This window comes from Pseudomonas paraglycinae, from assembly GCF_021601625.1.
Lineage (GTDB): Bacteria > Pseudomonadota > Gammaproteobacteria > Pseudomonadales > Pseudomonadaceae > Aquipseudomonas > Aquipseudomonas paraglycinae.
Genome location: NZ_BQHR01000035.1, coordinates 1 through 16,013 on the forward strand (window position 1 = coordinate 1; position 16,013 = coordinate 16,013).

Here is a 16,013-nt window from a genome sequence, read left to right on the forward strand (position 1 = left end):
CGCCTGGGCGGCCTGTTCGCCCTCTGCCCCAACGCCGACGCCGAAGCCCTCATGGCCAACGCCTCCGAAGACCTGCTCTCCATCAGCGCCTTCGCCGCCAACCTGGCCGACGACCTCGACGGCCCCCGCCGCTCGATGGCGCTGGGCCTTAGCAGAATGGCGGACGGCGTTCGATTGATGGTGGAAGGCACGCTCGATCACATTGAGTTTCGGGAGTATCAGGCCAAGCCGTAGCTGAATCGCGAGCGGAAAAAAGGGGACGTTGAGTCCCCTTTCCTGATCTTCGGCAGCAGAGATTAGCGAAAGTCCTCTGCGCTTTTTGGTCGTGTCTCTAACCCGAAATCCGTCAACCGGTGTACGTAAGCATGACCACCGGCATTACAAGACTGTCGGAATACAACTTTGTCCCCCTTGAGCACCTTCAGATAACTCACGAAGGCCTGGTTAACGAGGTAGGTATACGCACCGCTTTTGAACTTGATGATGTTCAGGTTCACGCTGCCTTCCGACGCATCTACAACAAAGAGTTTGCCCTTGGGTGGCGTAGCATTCTTCGGGTAGACCATCTCGATATTCCCCGGCACACCGTAGCGATACTGAACAGAACCGGCCGTGGGCTTGCTGTTTCCCCGCGCACAAACAGAAACCGTCTTGCCGCCCTCCAGCGGGCAGCTGAAGTAAATGTCTTCGTCATCCGAGCACAACGTTCCATCCTGCCCGCCCTTCAACGGCGCCGTCTCCTGCGAAACGCGCTCCGGCGCTTTCGCGATATCAGCACAGTTGGACAGGCAAACCAGCTTCGAAAGATCCGGATCATCGCTTTCAGTGAACAGGTAAGTCGCTGAACCATCGCGGTTGCGGGCGTGATAAACGGGAACACTGACGGCCAGCCCTTTGGCCGACACCGGCACCTTGGTATCTCCGCCCGAGACGACCCAGCCTTCGGCCTCCCCGCATAACGCCTCCAAAGCGACTTCACTGAACGAGTCTTTCGTTGGCACGGCGAACGGCTTGGCATCACCTCGGCAGTCATAGCCATGCCAGTAGGGTCCGGTGTTCATATCAATGTCGATCGAGAAAACATAAGCGCCGTCGAGCACCACCTTGCCGCTGTCGTAGGTGAAAACCAGCCAACGACGCGACTTCGCCTGGGAGTAGTTTTCTTCCTGAAGGATGTAGCGCTCGCCATCTCGATACAGCCAGAAGTCACTCATCGCCCCTGCCGGCTCCGCCGTCTCGGATAGACGCTGCCCGGAATGTGCGTCCACCAGAAAATTGTCCTTCAGCGCCAGCGCGCAGTCGCTGCCAACGTCCCTGCACGACGTGAGTGACGGGAACATCGGCCCCGCCACGGCAGAGGAAGAACACAGCAATAACGCGATCAAACCCAATCTTTTCAACTTGCCACCTGTTTCAAAGCGAGTAATCCATCACTTCTTCCAGCTGCCAGCATGGCCCACGGACAAACCGATACTCGAAGACATAATCGGTATCCGGTTTCTGCAGGATGGCGACGGCGTGATCACCCTGCTCTTCCTTGATGGTCAACGTCAGGCCCTGAGCTTCTCGCTTCGCTACATCCGGGATGATCGGGAACTTGAGCTGATCGCCGCTGAGACTGCTTTTCTGCATCTCGGGCTCGGGATCACCGGCTACGGTCGTGACCATTTTCAGCGGTTGCTGGACGAAGGCTTTCTGCACGTCTGCGCGTTCAGAGAAGTCTGAGAGGAACGTTGAAAAGTTGGGTGAGGGGCAAGCGACACTGGCCTTGTCACCATCAGTTTTGAGTGGCTTCTGACGGTTGCCCTGATCCAGTTTCGAATCCGAAATCATCCTTCCATCCAGATCCGCCAAGTACTTCTTGATGCTCGCCGCATCCTTGTAAGCACACTCGACTTCTACGCCATCTTCCCGATTGATACCGTCAAGGCAGTTCTGTAACTCAGGATCTGGCAGGTCACCCCGAAAGAACTGCAAAGCCAAGTAGTCACCGTCCTTGAAGAGCGGCAATTCCAGCACCGAATAGGAATCTCCTTCGAAATGCTCGTGCAGAACTTTGTGTTTTGTCAGGACAAACATGGACTTCCCCGCTCGCTCAGGGAATTTGCGCTCGAAGAAGAACACCGAGGCAATTTGTTCGCCTTCAACCTTCCACACATAATTCAGCGAAGGTTTCACCGCATTCAAGGGCGCGTAGAAAATCTCGGCATCAGGCACGTGCACGTCCCTGACTTGATCCTTGAGGTTGTTCTTCAAAAAGAACACCGTGATCTTTTGATCACCCAACGAAGCAACCACCGGGGGATGCAGTTCTCCGATGGTTTGTGGGTCGCTTGCCGATGCCGGCTGAGTCGACAAGCCGGCGATGATCCCGAGCACACCAAAACAACTTGAAAGCTTGTTCAATTCCGATCACTTCCCTGCTGATCAATCTTCGAAATTACGCTGATGGTTTCACGATGACTCAGGTGCGCCGCACTTCAGCTCTTTGATTTGCTCGTTCTGAATTGGAATTACACAGGTGAGGCGCTTCTCTGGCTCTTCACGAAGCTCGAACAAGCTGAGCGTCAGGTGTAAACCATCCGCAGTGAATGCATGATCCTCAAACAACGCACTGGCATAACCATCCCAAAACGATTTGCCATTAAAACTGCAAAACCGTTTTGAGGAGAGCACCCGCCAATTGCCCTTGGGCGCGAGGATCTGAACATTGAGGCAGGGGCTGCCAAACGTAGTGACATAACGAGCCACCACATCGCCGTATCGTTGCGAAGCAGAACTGGAAACCTTGGCGACATCGATCACTTCACTCGGATCATCCGGGACGACCGCATCCAGGAAGGCTGCACGCTCTAGACTCATTCTGGCGATGCACTTATTGAGCACCAAGGTATATGCCTGCGATCCGGGTTCGACATCCGTGGCATCGAGGGGGCAAGTGGTATCGCGCAACTTGATCCAGGCCCGCTGCGATTCTTTGGCCATGGCCATGTAAGCCTTTCCTTGTTCAGGCTCAGGCTTCCATCGAGATTCGAATCGCTCCATCAGTTTTTTGTAGCTGGCATTGAGCTTTGCGTCGGCACTCTTGCGGTCGGCTTCCACACACTCGTCGTATTGCCAGCTCACAGTGATGACTTTGCAAGTGTCCTCAGCGAACGCGGCTGAAGCGGACAGCAGTCCTAAGGACAACGCGATAAAGCGCACAAACATGGTCAATTTTTCATTCCCTGAATGACGGATCGCTCAACTGCGCGTTGAGGTATTTTCTGCGCCTTGCCGTCGGCACTCATTGCGTCGCGGTACTGGCTGTAATAGCGCTGCGCTTCGTCTTTGCGATCAAGGCGCCAGAGTGAGTCGGCGATGTTCAACATCAGCACTGTGCGTTTACCGACGGCCTCAACGCCGCGATAGAACTTCAGCGCCAGCTCATCTTTGCCGCCCTCGGCCAGGTAAAAGCCCAAGTCGTTATAGGCCTGAACATTTTGCGCCGGGGGGTGACACGCCATGTAAGACTCTGGACTTAAAAAGACCAGACCCCATTCGATGAACTCTGCGCGGGACTGCGCCAGTTCGTTACTTGAGACATGTTTCAGCAAGTCCTTTGGAGACCTCGTCTCCAGGGCAGGAGTGAGCACTTCGCCGTCGTCGGTAACCCATTGATTGCCCTTCCACTGGCCGACACAAAAAGTGGCCGAACGATCAGCCAGCACGCAACCGGTCTCCATTGAGATAACCGTGCAATGCTGTTGCGACACTAGCTTCTCTTCACCGTTTTCGTCCGACAACATGCCGAAAATCACAGGGTCGAGCAGCAAGGTTTTCTTGTCAGGACTGAGCATATTGGAGTGCCCATCGGCGCCAATATCGGCGCCAAAGAGCGGGAAGGTTTTGCCATTGGCGGCGAACCATGCAGTCGCCGAATCCACACCGGGCATCGTCCATTCTGTAGCCCGAAACGACACCGTGTGCCCGCTGATACCAACTATTGACGGGTCCTCGGCAAACGCGCCCATAGCGCTGCACAGACTGCCGGTCATCAATACCCACTTAAGGCTGCCCATAGTCGATCCTTTTCACTGACGGACTTTCCGACTGTAACTGCCTCTTCGTCACGCCATAAGCCTTGATCAGCTCTTCCCAGGAACCCTTCGAACCAAATGAGCGCTGATTGTTATCGAAGCTGTATTGCTCCAATCGCCCCGCTGTCGAGTAATACCCGCGCCATTCAGGACAGGCACCACAACCGCCATAACCGCCTATCGAAACAAGGCTACCCTTGGTGCCTTTCACACAATCCATCGCCACGACAACGTTACTCAGCATCTTTGCTTTCTTACCGTCAGACGTGAGCTGTAAAACCTTGTCGATGTTGCGGCGCAACACTTTGCCGCCAATGTTGATCGTCTGGTCGGAGCAGACCGGGATGAGGTGGGTTTCTGCGTCATCCACCGTCACGGATCGGCAAGACGACACCATCACCACTTCAACACCGCCACATTGCATGACATCGCGTTGGGTGTAGGCGTCCTTCGGAGCGGCGAAAGCTGGAAGCGAGAGCAACAGCGAAAGGCTGCTCGCAAGAAAATGGTTCATCCAATCATCCTTAATCAAACAACGGCGATCACAAATCCTTGAACGTCAGCAGCCGGAACTCGTTGTTCACAAACTCGAAGTAGCGGGTTCTGAAGCGGCTTTCCAGCTCATTACCCTGCGCGTCCTCTTCCGTATCGGCCGCAATGCCGGAAACAATGAGCAGACGGCTATCAGGCCGGTTTGACAGACTTAACGCATTGCCGTCGTATGCGTTCGGCAGTCCGCCGACAACCTCCCCCGTGCGCGCATCCAGCACTTCGCCGCAAATGGCACTGCCACCACAACCGACTCGGTACAGGATGTAGTGGCCGGCAAAGTTGACCTTGCCTTTGAGTGCCTGTGCACGATCCATATCCATCATCGGGTTGCTGTGTTCTTGCGGCACCGGTTCATGATTGATGCCGGTAAACACTGGGGTGACGGTGTAATCCTTGAAGTCCGGGTCAGCGGCGAAAGCCACGGAGGTGGCAATGGCCAAGAGGCAACCGAGTAGAACTGAGCATCCTTTCACGCTGTAACTCCGTAACTGAAATCTATTCGGACTGACCTTCATAACGCTGTGTCTGTGGGTTGAACTGCCACAGATGTGGCCGGGTCATGGCTACATTTTTTTTGTAGCGAATCTGCCCGCGCTTATCCCTGATGTAGGAATAGATCTCGATGTCTTTGACGTCGCCGCCGTTCTTGGGCGGACCGTCCAGAACCTTGATCCCGGCAAAGTAATCACCACCGGTATGCTTCAAGTAACCACGGCACTGGATCAGGAAGGCGTACGTCATGTCGCCGGCCGAGCCGTGACTTGAATAGGAGAGGAAGATGAAGTCGTCTCGGCCATCGCCGTTGAGATCGCCTTGGTACACCACCTTGCCACGCTCTAGAGAAAATCCGTCATCGTAGAAGCCAGAATGTATGTCTTCGACACTTTCTCCACTGTCTTTCCATTGCGTAAGAAAAGTCTTGGTATCGCTTTTCTCGTTGCAGATATCCGACGCCATCGCTGCCATCGGCAACCAGCTCATGCATAACACCAGCAGTCGTTTCACTTCACATCCTTCGAATTCATCAATTCCAATTCCCCATCCCGATACAACACTTCGCACCCCACCCAGGCCAGATCCACCTGCGGCATCACCGCCGACGGTTTGCGCAATTCCCGCAACAACGTCGAACCATGCGACAACCGCCCGCCCATCCGCGCAATCACCGCCCGCGCTGACTGATAGTGCGCGTGGCGCCCCGGATCGAGGGTGTCTTCCAACAAGATGTCTTCGCCAAGGATGCCCCGCACCTGCCCCGGGTAAATCATGAATCCGGTGGCTTGTTCGGCACCTTCGCGGCCGTCCTGCCAGAAGCTGCCGTCGCGCGTGCGGATGTCCGGGTGCGGCGCAAACCAGTGTTCGCGATCCGCCAGTGGCATGGCGTGATGCAGGCGGAAGAAGATGCGCATCAGGTTGTCGCGATACCACTCGCGCACTTGCAGGTAGTAACCACGCAGGCCCGGCAGGCCGGTCGAATGAGCGAGGCGGATCAGCCCTGACCATTGCGGGAACGCCTGTAATGGCAACGCGCTCGACGCGGGTCGAGGTGTGGCCGGATCGGTCTCCCACGGCAGCCGATGAGGGCTGTTTTCCAGGTTGTCGTAAGCGGTGGGCGGTCGGCCCAGCCAGTCCCCGCCGCTGCTGGCCAGCGTCGTGGCGATGCACAGATTGCCCTGCACCACGAACACATAGAACCGGGTGAACCAGTCGGCCAGTTGCTGACCGTCAGCACCTTGGGCGACGAGGTCGGCCAGCTCTTTGTCGAAGCGCTGCAAGCCGTGCTCAAAGCTCAGCAAATGCCCGCGAGCGATTCGCTGCATGCGCAAAAACAACGGCAGCGACCACAACATCCGCAGCGGTCGCCACGGCAGATGCGGAGTCGCGCCGCCGACTTCACCGGCGTAGTTGCTGGCGCTGATGCCCCAGTCGGCCAACCGTGCGAGAAACAGGTCGTTGTTGATGTAAGACGCACCGCCAAACACGGCCGTGAACGGCTCGTTGTCCTGCAACACCCGCGCATCCCAACGGGCCATGATCGCCGGAATGCTCGCGGCGGCCCGGCGCTGGGCGTACTCCACCAGCACACTGGGTTGCGGCGGCAGGATCTCGGCGATGTTGGCGGCCGTCAGGTGGCGGCGCCAGCCGTAGTCGCTGATCGGCCGGTATTGCAGCAGCCACAGTTGCGTACCGTCCCAGGCCCATTCGACATCGCCCGGCACATAGTGGAACACCCGCAAGGCATCCTGGAGAAAGCACCACAGCACGTCTTCGGTCAAACCATGGGTTGCCGTAAACGTGCCACTGCGCCAGGCATCGCCGAGCCGCGAAAGCGTCGCTCGTTCCGGGCTGATCTGACCATCGGCAAGGGATTCGAGATGGCCTTCAACCCACTCGAGCTCCACCGACAGATGACGCACAAACGCGATGCCGGACACCTGCGGCGTGATGAAGCGCTGCACCACCACTTCCTCGACACCTTCGGCAGTCAGCTCGGCGATGCGCGCCGGCACGTTGGCGGCCGGCTCGCGCAGGTAGGTCGTGCTCAAACCGGCATTCGCCGAGTCGGCCTGATCTTCGCCATAACTGGAGGAACGCACCGCCCAGACCGCCTGTGGTTGGCTGGCGAGAAAGGTCGGTAGTCGCGGATCGTTGCAATCGTTGAGGGTCAGCGCCGCCGGCACCGGTTGCCGGGCCAGTTCCGCCAGACGCAAACGCCCGCCCTTGGTGTGCGCGACGAAGCCGCGTTCGCCCGACTCCAGCCACTGCGCAAACTGCGCGGGCGCGTCGATCCACGGGTAATGACCCCAACCGGGTTTGAGGCTGATGGTCAGGTCTGCGCGCGCAAGAATCGCCGACCATGCCGCCGCTTGTTCGATACCGAGCACCTTGTCCTGATCGCCCCAGACCAACTCGACCGGATCGTTGATCCACTCCAGCAATGGCAGCGCGGTGTCGGCACGGATCAGATCCCAGTGCGGCTCAAACGCACGGCAGCGCGCATAACCGGCGCCCATGCGCTGATACTGCGCGGGCGTCCAGGTCTGGTTGGAGAACTTGCGCGCGAACAGCGTGGGTTTGTTCGACAGCAGCCAATGAATGGACTTGCGGATCGGCAGCGGTGACATCAACGCCGGCAATCGGCGCTGCCACAAAAAGGCGCCCACCGGCGCCAACAGAACACTACGAGAAAAGTGCCCGGGCCGACGTTGCAGCGCGTGCAGCACCAGCAACGCGTTGACCCCGACGGCCATGATCGCGCTGCCCTTTTGCGTCATCGCCAACAAGCTCTGCGCATAAGCCGCCAGATCCTCGCAGGGCGGCTGTGGGTTGGCGCCGAAGCCCGGCAGCTCCAGCGGCACCACGTCGTAACGCTGAAAATGCGGCAGCGCGTCATCCCACCAATCGGCGGCGCTGCCGTTGCCGGCCAGCAGGTACATCAGAGGCTTGTTCATGGGCGATTCTCAGGCCAGATCGCGCAGCGCGGCGTCGAGGGTCGGATAGCGAAACGTGTAACCCGCCTCGCTCAAACGCCGCGGCACCACACGCTGACCGTCGAAAAACAGCTGAGCCATTTCCCCGGCCAACGCACGCACCGGCGCTGCAGGAATGTGGAACCACACCGGACGCTTGAGGACTTTGCCGACGTTCTCGGCGAACGCTGCCTGACTGACGGTTTCAGGCGCGACCATGTTGTAGGTGCCGCGCAAATTTTCATCGTGGAAGGATCGAGCGATCACCTGAATCACATCGTCGCGATGCACCCAGCTCATGATCTGCTGACCGTCGCCCATCCGCCCGCCGAAGCCCAAGCGGAACGGAATCAGCAACGGCAGCAGCGCACCGCCCGGACCAAACACCACGCCGAGGCGCAGCACCACCTGACGCACGCCAAACTGCGTGGCGGGTTGCGCCGAAGCCTCCCAACGCGCACAGAGTTCGGCCATGAAACCGTCACCCTTGCTGGCCTGTTCATCGAGGCTTTCGCTGGCATCACGCGCGCCGTAGAAACCGATGGCCGAGGCCTGAATCCACAACGCCGGTTTATGGCTCGTGTGCTTCAACCAGGTCATCAAGGCTTCGGTGGTATCGACCCGACTGGCGAGCAATTGCGCCTGCCGCTCGGGGCTCCAGCGTGGACCGGCGACCGGTGCGCCGGCGAGGTTGATCACCACGTCGAATGGTTCGTCGCGGTCGAGTTCGCTCAACGACCGCACACAGCGGACGCGACCGTCGAACAGGTTCGCCGCTTTCAACGGATCACGCGCTAACACGCTGACCGTGTGGCCGGCGTCGAGTAACTGATTGACCACGGCTTCACCGATAAACCCGGTGCCACCAGTGATCAGCACGCGCTTGTAGGCGCCGCCGACAAAGGGGTTGGACTTGCTCACGGTCCTTTCTGGCGAGGATTTCCGACGATCATGGCGCAGCAACCAGACCAGCGGCGGCAACAGCACCAGCAGCGCAAAACCGTCGAGCCACAGATGCGACCAGACCTGTTTTTGCGCTGAAAGCCACATGTCCTGCGGCGCCCATAACAGCACGCCCGCCATCAACCATCCCCAAATTGCGGGAGCTTTAAGGCGGTTGCCGAGGTGCACCAACGCGAGCATGTACAGCGAATAGCTTTGCAGCGTCGCTCCGAACAGTGCGAGCCACCAGACCTGCTGTTCGTGGCCGGCGGCGGGAACCGCATCGGCGCCCCAGAATGCGAGTTCGAGGGTGTGCAAATAGCCGTCGATCAATCCGGAATGACCGGCCCAGGTCAGCGTGAGACCGGCGAGCACATGCACAATTGCCGCGGCATACAGCCACAGCACCATCGCGGGGCGAAGAGAGAAAGAGGGGGCTGGCATTCCGTGTCCTGAGCGCGTTCCTTGAGGGCGGGGAGTTTAAAGGAAAATGGGGGTTGTCAGATGCACAAGCGTTAAGCGTTTTAATGCGACGGGTTCAAGATCAGCGCGTGCGAAAGCGCATCAAACATGCCCCACGAACTTCAAATGCAGTGACTGGCTTTGATCGGCTGTGTGCCTTGCGAGCTCAAAAGCTTCAAGTGCTCCTTCGCCCGGGGGTCACCTTTGTCAGCAGCCATTTGGTAGCAAGCCAATGCGCGGGACACATCTTTTGTGCCCAGTCTTCCATCCTCGAATGTAGAAGCCAGATAATTCATCGCTTCGGTCGAATCCATCTTTACCGCCCGAATGATCTGCTCTTCCGCTTGCGCGGGATGAAGGCAAGGGCCGCCATAGTCTGTGGAATTTCCTAAGCAAAAAAACGTGGCATAGGCCAACGCGCCACTCGGTATTTTCGAAGCCGCTTTGAACAGCGCTTCAACCCTCGGGGTTTCCAACTGAGACGCCATTTGCGAAAGGCTAAGGCTTGCCGCCGACAGGCTCGCCTGTGCATCCCCTGACTCTGCGGCACACAAGTAATTTTCCAAGGACGCTTCGATCAACTCCACTGTCAGTCGGTACTGCTCAAGAAACCCTAACCCACCTAACGCTTCAGCACGTTGATAACAGAATTGCTCGGCACGGCTCATTTCTGGGTGATTTGTTGCCACCAGATACTGTTCGCTGACGGACCAATCCTCAATTCCCTCCAGCACCCAACATGCCTGACGAGAGAAATTGAAGATTTTTACATTGCTGTTGCCCGCCCGCTTATCGACCACGTTGACGTGACTGTCATCGACCTCTTCAATCTCGACTCCAGGTGTCTTGCCGGGTGTGATGGCAGCCATCAGCGGGTAGGTGAAGGAAGCTCCGTTGACGCCCGAGGTCAAAGGCTCAAAGGTACTACGGTCCTTGCCGGCAACCGGCTTCAACACAAGCGACTTGACCGTCAACGCAGTGAAACGGCGCTGTGATTCGCTGTTGGCAGAAAACGTTGTCAGGAACGCAGAGAATTCCTCCGAAGGACAAGTGCCGCTGGCCGGCGCCGTCGAAGTGCTCTCGTCGGATGCAAGAGCAGGGACGATCTTGTCCAGATACGCCGAGCGCTCGCGGCTCATTCTCGCGATGCACGAGTTAACGGCGACCACATGCGCCGGCATCCCCGTTTCGATCTCGAATGCCTCCAAAGGGCAGTTCGCATCGCGCAACTTCAACCACGCTCGCTGCGACTCTTTAACCTTCGCAGCGTACTCCGCACCCAACGCCGGATCTGTTCGATAGTCAGACTCAAGCCGCGCCATCAATTGCTTGTAGCTGAGGTTCAACTGCGTATCGGCAGCCTTCTTCGACGCCTCCGAGCAGGGCACCATTTCCAGGCTTGAGGTGACATGGCTGCAGTCATCCTGCGCGTACACCGTTGAAACAGGCAGCAGCACGGCCAGCAGGGTAAAAACAAAACGTTTCACTGTGTTCTTCCTTGAGTCATTCAAGCTTTGCGTTTGGCGAACCGAGTGACGCATTGCTTGGCTATGTTCATTTCCCAATAGGTGCTGAGCAACGCTTTACGCTTTTTGTCGACGCGCAAATTAACGAAACCATCGCCACAGTCCGGCTGTAATTCTTCGAACGTGCCGGTTTTGACTTGGTAAATGAACACCCGGTAGTAGTCGTAAGTGCCCATTCCGTCATCAAGCTGCCAGATCGCGAAATCCTTTACTCCGTCAAAATTGAAATCATCGACCTGCACATGGAGTTCGTTTTCAGCTTGAAAATCGATTGTCCGCGACTCGTTATTCGTTTCGCCTTTAATCGCGATGTTCAGCGTGGAGCCTTCGAGAACCAGTGTTGCTTCGACGTCTTTGGTTGGGCTGAACGTAGTGGTTTCGGCTAACACCGGCATCGTCCACAGCAGGCCGAGCAATGATGCTGCTAGAGTTTTTGATCTCAGGTGCGCGCCCTACTCCCACTTGCATCCGGACTCCAAAGAGGAATCGACGCTGGTGTTATTTCCAAAATAGTAAACCTTGCCGTTGGACTTCTTCGTGTACGTCATCGAGACGACCTGCGTTCCTTGAGTCACGAGCTCGTAGGTCCCTGAGACCTTGCCGCTGATGACTTCAGACCAGCTTCTGGTGCTCTGCCAAGGGGCATCGGCGCCGAGCATTTCGTTCTGGGTATCCGTCAACACAATGGAAATTGGCTCACTGGACTTGGCGTACTTTACGAACCCGCCTGACCATTTGCTGGAGACGTCGTAAAAGGTATGGAATTCGAACTTCACCGGACTGGTTTCAGATAGTTCGAAGCAGAGTGATTCGCTGGTGACTGCGCTGTGGGCGGCGAAAGGAAATAACGCCAAAAAACCAAAACATGACCTTTTCATAGTTATGAAAAACCCGTTAACCACAGACGCCCCCTCAAGCAGCCAATATAATGCCGCCACCAACTTACCGACAGATTTATTCAAAAAAGGAACAGATCTATTCAAATAGCATAAATAACCTCCCTTTTCACTCCAACAAATAAATCCGCCCGCCATTTCAGCCAAATTGATAAATCTGAAAATATAGCCACACAGGAAAACAGCTAGTAAATTGGAATCTGAAATCGCATCCTCGCCATGCATCGGTCCACATCTTCGCCAAACAGCTTAGAAGTCATAGCACAATTTCCATCTGCGTATTCTTTCCAAGCTGAACCAAAATTTTCGCTTCCACCAACAAACTCAATAGCTTTTGGGTAGTTCATAGATGTAGCTTTTTCGTTCACTAACGACACTGCCTTGTAAAAGCCATCGCCTATAACGCCAGTACGAAGATAAATGAGCTCACTCACCCGAAAACTAGTGAACTGCTTTACACATGAAAGCTTTTCGATAGGCGACTCTTCACCTTCGTCACCATCATCTCTGCAATAACTATCTTTTAATTTAATCCATTTCTTCTGCGCAGATATCAGCTCTGCTTTTGTCGACGCATCCAGATCAATTGACAGCGCCTTGTATTGCTCATTAAGCACCTTATCAATTTTTTCAAATGATTTCTGTGAGCAGTTGATAATATCAGGGGCCGCCAAGGTGGCAGAGCTACAACTGACGTCCGCCGATGCACCGCCTATAGATATCCAAACAACTGATAACGCAATCAGTGACTTGCTAATTACTTCCAGCAGTTGCATTTTAATGCCTCCTCAAAAAATACCGCTTCCTTTTCACGTCTTGTCGCCACCCCAGCCGTGCTGGGATCGTTTTCCCACAAGCGCTTCATACTGCGAAGACGTGAAGGTATCAGTTCGGGTTGATCGTTATCAAAATCTTCTTTTATTTGCTTCATCTCTAAGCGCTTCTGAGCTTTAGCCGGGGTATTACCGGTTAACGCGTTGCCTCGGTTCACAACAAGAGAAAGCAATACACCTTGACAATCCGGATGTAGATTGACAGCCTTGGGATATACATCAACAACTTGTTGTGCATATCTCTTCTTCATAATCACGGCCAACTTAAGAGCGTTATCTTTGCTTATAGATATTGAGCTGACATTATGAACATAGTCTCTTGCATCTTGACCTTTTTTGCCTAACGCCCCTTTCAAGCTTTCGATTTCCTGAGGCGTATAAAGGTCTTTAAGCTCCGCATCGACCCTGGCGGCAGTCTGCTGCCCCAAGTCATAGCCATAGCCAATTGTTATGCCGCTATTATTATCAGGAAGCGCATACGGATGTTCTCTATACGCTTCAATTGCCAATAAAAACTCAAACAGCTTTTTGGAAACGACATAAGGACCGACAGTTGTGTCCAGAGTATAAACTTCCGCCTTACACTTTTCAGGACAGCCCGATAAGAACCCCCCCAACAACCCTAGGGGATGGATATGCTGGACGTTAGCATCACCAGTTATTCCGAATTTTCCGACTAGCTTATCCCACCAACCGAGTCGCTCGATTCGAAGTTTCTCTTCCACCCATTGTTTATGCGGATCGGCGTCACTATGCCCCATCAACTCATCTAGGGCGCTCCATTTCTCCCCCTTGTACTGCCACTCACTTTCGTAACGTGTAACCATCTGAGATATCGGCTGCGAGAACCAAGGTTTCTCTAACGCTTCCCTTATCTCCGAAGGCGTAAGTTTATTATCACCATTTTTATCCAGCATCTTGAACAGATGCTGCTTGGCAGGGCCGTCATTGGCAGCTCCCACGTTAGGCGTATAACTTGCCTTCTCCTCCTCAGTCAGGTTTTCTTGAGCATGGAGAGAGGCAGCCAGATGATCCACGTTGCTGACGGTCTCCTCAATAAAACGGAATCCCTCCCACTCAAAGGGCGAATGACGAGACAACGTCACGTCCGGCTCCGAAAACCATCCGCCAATTTCATTGCCATTTTCGTCACCAAGAAGACCATCCAGGCGCCACCAAAGCGTATAACTTGTCGTTCCGCCCATTACGACAGGAACCTTGATTTTTCTGTCCGCCGGCAATGCTTCCAGTACCCCGACCGGGACCATGAAATCGTACCCAACTTTTTTATGGGGATCAGTCACCCTAGGCGGATTACTCGCACTCATGCCTTCAACATGAGTGATTAATAGACTGTCTTTTGGAATTTTAAGCAGAGTTTTCTCGGCTTTTGGCAGACCTGATGCCCTCTGTTTACTTAGCTCAGTAAAAGCCTTGACGTCCTCGCAACTAAAAACCTCCAAGTGCAGAAGATTTCTTGGAGCAGAGTCTGAGTAGCTCTGATATTTGCCGACGTGCCCCACCAAACTCCCTGCTTTTATGAAAACAGGAGTAGCCAACACGTGGACAGCGTCTTTTTCGGCTGGCTCGCTCTTGGTTTCAAGCAGGCCCTCCCAAACGTAGCCAAGAACCTCCGCTGCTGCCAACGGAGGTACAGCGTTTCCTCCCAAAATTTCCAATAGCTTTTGGTATTTACCGCGCGTCCCATCACTGCCAATTTTCACCTGAGTTCCAATCGGCAAAATAGCGGTCGTCGTACTGGATTGGTTAGGAGAAGCGTGTACCGCCAGCCCTTTTTTAGGGGGAGTCATCGGATCTTTTGCTGCAGTGCCCACCTTATAGCTATTTGGTGTGGCCCCTGCAGTCAACTCTCGCTTAAACACCCAGCCGTTCCCAGCGGGGAGGTTGGCATCCGGAGGCGTAACACTAACCACTTTGAGCCAACCGTTTTCTTCTTCAGCAGTTTCGACAACTGTGCCGCGAGGCAAAACAGTCAACACCGTGCTATATCCCGGTTTTCCGCGCCTTTCCTGTCGAACTCTCAAGCCTAGAATTTCATCCTTTGCCGTAGCCATCACCTGCCATGTGCCACCACTCCAAAATGAAGGCCGACCCAATGCAGGAGTTTTTTCATACGTGTCCCAATGCAGGAGGTGCATGTAAAGACTAAAGAAAGTCAGACTAGGCCCCGGAGTTACTGCAGCTGGTGTTCCCCCAGCCGCAGGGGCGGGTGCAGGAGGAACAGGCGTCTCTAAACGATGTTTAACGAGTACAAAACCCGTTGAATACACCGCCCCATTGGTATCAAAAGCTGACTTTGGATAAGTACTATCAATACGATAAGCGACAACTTCCCCGTCCGCGATGCACCTGACTTCCGCCAAATCCTGCACCAAACCAGATGCCTCATCGAAATGTACCCCTCCGTGCCAGAGGCCATTCGCCCCCAACGGGTAGTAACCATCTTTCGCCTTGGCTAACGCCTTATAAAACTGCTGCGGATCCGTAGCTTCTGCAGCTCCCACCTTCAATGGATACGACCATTTTTCTACTTTCTTGCTGGTTGTCTCTGTCATTACCAATTACCTGAATTCTGATCCCTGGTGGCTTGGATTGCCGTCGATGTATTACCCAGAAAAATTGAGCATGCGTTTTGGCTTGCGTTTGACCTGTTCTTCAGGCGCATTCAACAACGCCTGATCCATCAAACTCCCCGCCTTATCCTTATCCGCCGCCCCCGGCAGCACCGGCGGTTTGATCCCGATCCCGGTGCCACTCCCCGCCGACCCGCCAGCATTAATCTTCACCACCGGCCCAACCACCGTCACACCACCACCATCGAGCTTGATGAAACTGCCGCCGCCGAGAATCGTCAGCTCAGTCCCCGCCTCAATGACAATCTTGTCCCCAGCCTTGATGTGAATCTCTTTCCCGGCACTGGTCAGTTGCGCAGTCCCAAGCTTCACATGCTGGCTCTCGCCAATGGTCAGGTGGTCATCCATCCGTGCTTCGATCTTGCGGTCGCTTATGGTGGTGCGGTGTTCTTCGGCCTTCAGCTCGGTGTAGGTGTTCTTCACCACGGTGTCGTGGCGTTCATTGCCGACCCGAATCTTCTGATCGTGCTCAACGTTTTCATCCCAGTCGCGCTGGGCGTGGATGAAGATTTGTTCGGCGCCTTTTTTGTCTTCGATGCGCAGTTCGTTGTAGCCACCGCCGCCCGGGGAGCTGAGGGTTTTGAAGACGCTGCGGGTTT

General features: G+C 55.3%; 16 protein-coding genes. 1 reads left to right on the plus strand and 15 read right to left on the minus strand.

Annotation, left to right across the window (positions count from 1 at the left end; translation table 11 throughout):
- Nucleotides 1-234 (plus strand): DUF6124 family protein (locus L6D82_RS28265; RefSeq protein WP_236192133.1); only part of this gene is annotated, 234 nt, incomplete at its 5' end.
- Between the two features lie 62 nt (nucleotides 235-296).
- Here L6D82_RS28265 and L6D82_RS28270 read toward each other — a convergent pair.
- The 15 genes from L6D82_RS28270 to L6D82_RS28340 all read right to left on the minus strand — a co-directional run.
- On the minus strand, nucleotides 297-1,385 hold the full coding sequence (locus tag L6D82_RS28270; RefSeq protein ID WP_236192134.1) for a hypothetical protein: 1,089 nt from the start codon (nucleotides 1,383-1,385) through the stop codon (nucleotides 297-299).
- A 28-nt stretch (nucleotides 1,386-1,413) separates the two neighbouring features.
- The gene (locus L6D82_RS28275; protein ID WP_219733710.1) at nucleotides 1,414-2,406 is read right to left on the minus strand and encodes a hypothetical protein; all 993 of its coding nucleotides are present in this window, start codon (nucleotides 2,404-2,406) and stop codon (nucleotides 1,414-1,416) included.
- Between the two features lie 48 nt (nucleotides 2,407-2,454).
- Nucleotides 2,455-3,210: a lysozyme inhibitor LprI family protein gene (locus L6D82_RS28280; protein WP_102685880.1), complete on the minus strand. Its 756-nt coding sequence runs from the start codon at nucleotides 3,208-3,210 to the stop codon at nucleotides 2,455-2,457.
- 2 nt (nucleotides 3,211-3,212) lie between these two features.
- On the minus strand, nucleotides 3,213-4,061 hold the full coding sequence (locus L6D82_RS28285; protein ID WP_236192135.1) for a tetratricopeptide repeat protein: 849 nt from the start codon (nucleotides 4,059-4,061) through the stop codon (nucleotides 3,213-3,215).
- Nucleotides 4,048-4,593: a hypothetical protein gene (locus L6D82_RS28290; RefSeq protein WP_102685882.1), complete on the minus strand. Its 546-nt coding sequence runs from the start codon at nucleotides 4,591-4,593 to the stop codon at nucleotides 4,048-4,050. Before L6D82_RS28290 ends, L6D82_RS28285 begins: the two co-directional genes overlap by 14 nt.
- Nucleotides 4,594-4,621: 28 nt before the next feature.
- Complete coding sequence (locus tag L6D82_RS28295) at nucleotides 4,622-5,071, minus strand: hypothetical protein (RefSeq protein ID WP_219733709.1); 450 nt, start codon at nucleotides 5,069-5,071, stop codon at nucleotides 4,622-4,624.
- 55 nt (nucleotides 5,072-5,126) lie between these two features.
- Nucleotides 5,127-5,636 carry a hypothetical protein gene (locus L6D82_RS28300; protein ID WP_236192136.1) on the minus strand — a complete coding sequence of 170 codons (510 nt, stop codon included), beginning with the start codon at nucleotides 5,634-5,636 and terminating at the stop codon, nucleotides 5,127-5,129.
- A complete protein-coding gene (locus L6D82_RS28305) occupies nucleotides 5,633-8,083 on the minus strand; it encodes an alpha/beta fold hydrolase (RefSeq protein WP_236192137.1) in 2,451 nt (816 codons plus the stop codon). Before L6D82_RS28305 ends, L6D82_RS28300 begins: the two co-directional genes overlap by 4 nt.
- A 9-nt stretch (nucleotides 8,084-8,092) precedes the next feature.
- Nucleotides 8,093-9,487: a TIGR01777 family oxidoreductase gene (locus L6D82_RS28310; protein WP_236192138.1), complete on the minus strand. Its 1,395-nt coding sequence runs from the start codon at nucleotides 9,485-9,487 to the stop codon at nucleotides 8,093-8,095.
- A 140-nt stretch (nucleotides 9,488-9,627) separates the two neighbouring features.
- The gene (locus L6D82_RS28315) at nucleotides 9,628-10,992 is read right to left on the minus strand and encodes a lysozyme inhibitor LprI family protein (protein ID WP_102685885.1); all 1,365 of its coding nucleotides are present in this window, start codon (nucleotides 10,990-10,992) and stop codon (nucleotides 9,628-9,630) included.
- A 20-nt stretch (nucleotides 10,993-11,012) separates the two neighbouring features.
- Nucleotides 11,013-11,474 (minus strand): XAC2610-related protein, encoded by a 462-nt coding sequence (locus L6D82_RS28320; RefSeq protein WP_085746820.1) that lies wholly within the window; start codon nucleotides 11,472-11,474, stop codon nucleotides 11,013-11,015.
- A gap of 9 nt (nucleotides 11,475-11,483) precedes the next feature.
- Nucleotides 11,484-12,152 carry a hypothetical protein gene (locus L6D82_RS28325; protein WP_236192139.1) on the minus strand — a complete coding sequence of 223 codons (669 nt, stop codon included), beginning with the start codon at nucleotides 12,150-12,152 and terminating at the stop codon, nucleotides 11,484-11,486.
- A complete protein-coding gene (locus L6D82_RS28330) occupies nucleotides 12,113-12,703 on the minus strand; it encodes a lysozyme inhibitor LprI family protein (protein WP_236192140.1) in 591 nt (196 codons plus the stop codon). Before L6D82_RS28330 ends, L6D82_RS28325 begins: the two co-directional genes overlap by 40 nt.
- Nucleotides 12,685-15,336 (minus strand): pesticin C-terminus-like muramidase, encoded by a 2,652-nt coding sequence (locus L6D82_RS28335; RefSeq protein WP_236192141.1) that lies wholly within the window; start codon nucleotides 15,334-15,336, stop codon nucleotides 12,685-12,687. The genes L6D82_RS28330 and L6D82_RS28335 overlap by 19 nt, the downstream gene beginning before the upstream one ends.
- Nucleotides 15,337-15,387: 51 nt before the next feature.
- On the minus strand, nucleotides 15,388-16,013 hold a 626-nt coding region (locus L6D82_RS28340), incomplete at its 5' end, for a bacteriophage T4 gp5 trimerisation domain-containing protein (protein ID WP_445009174.1).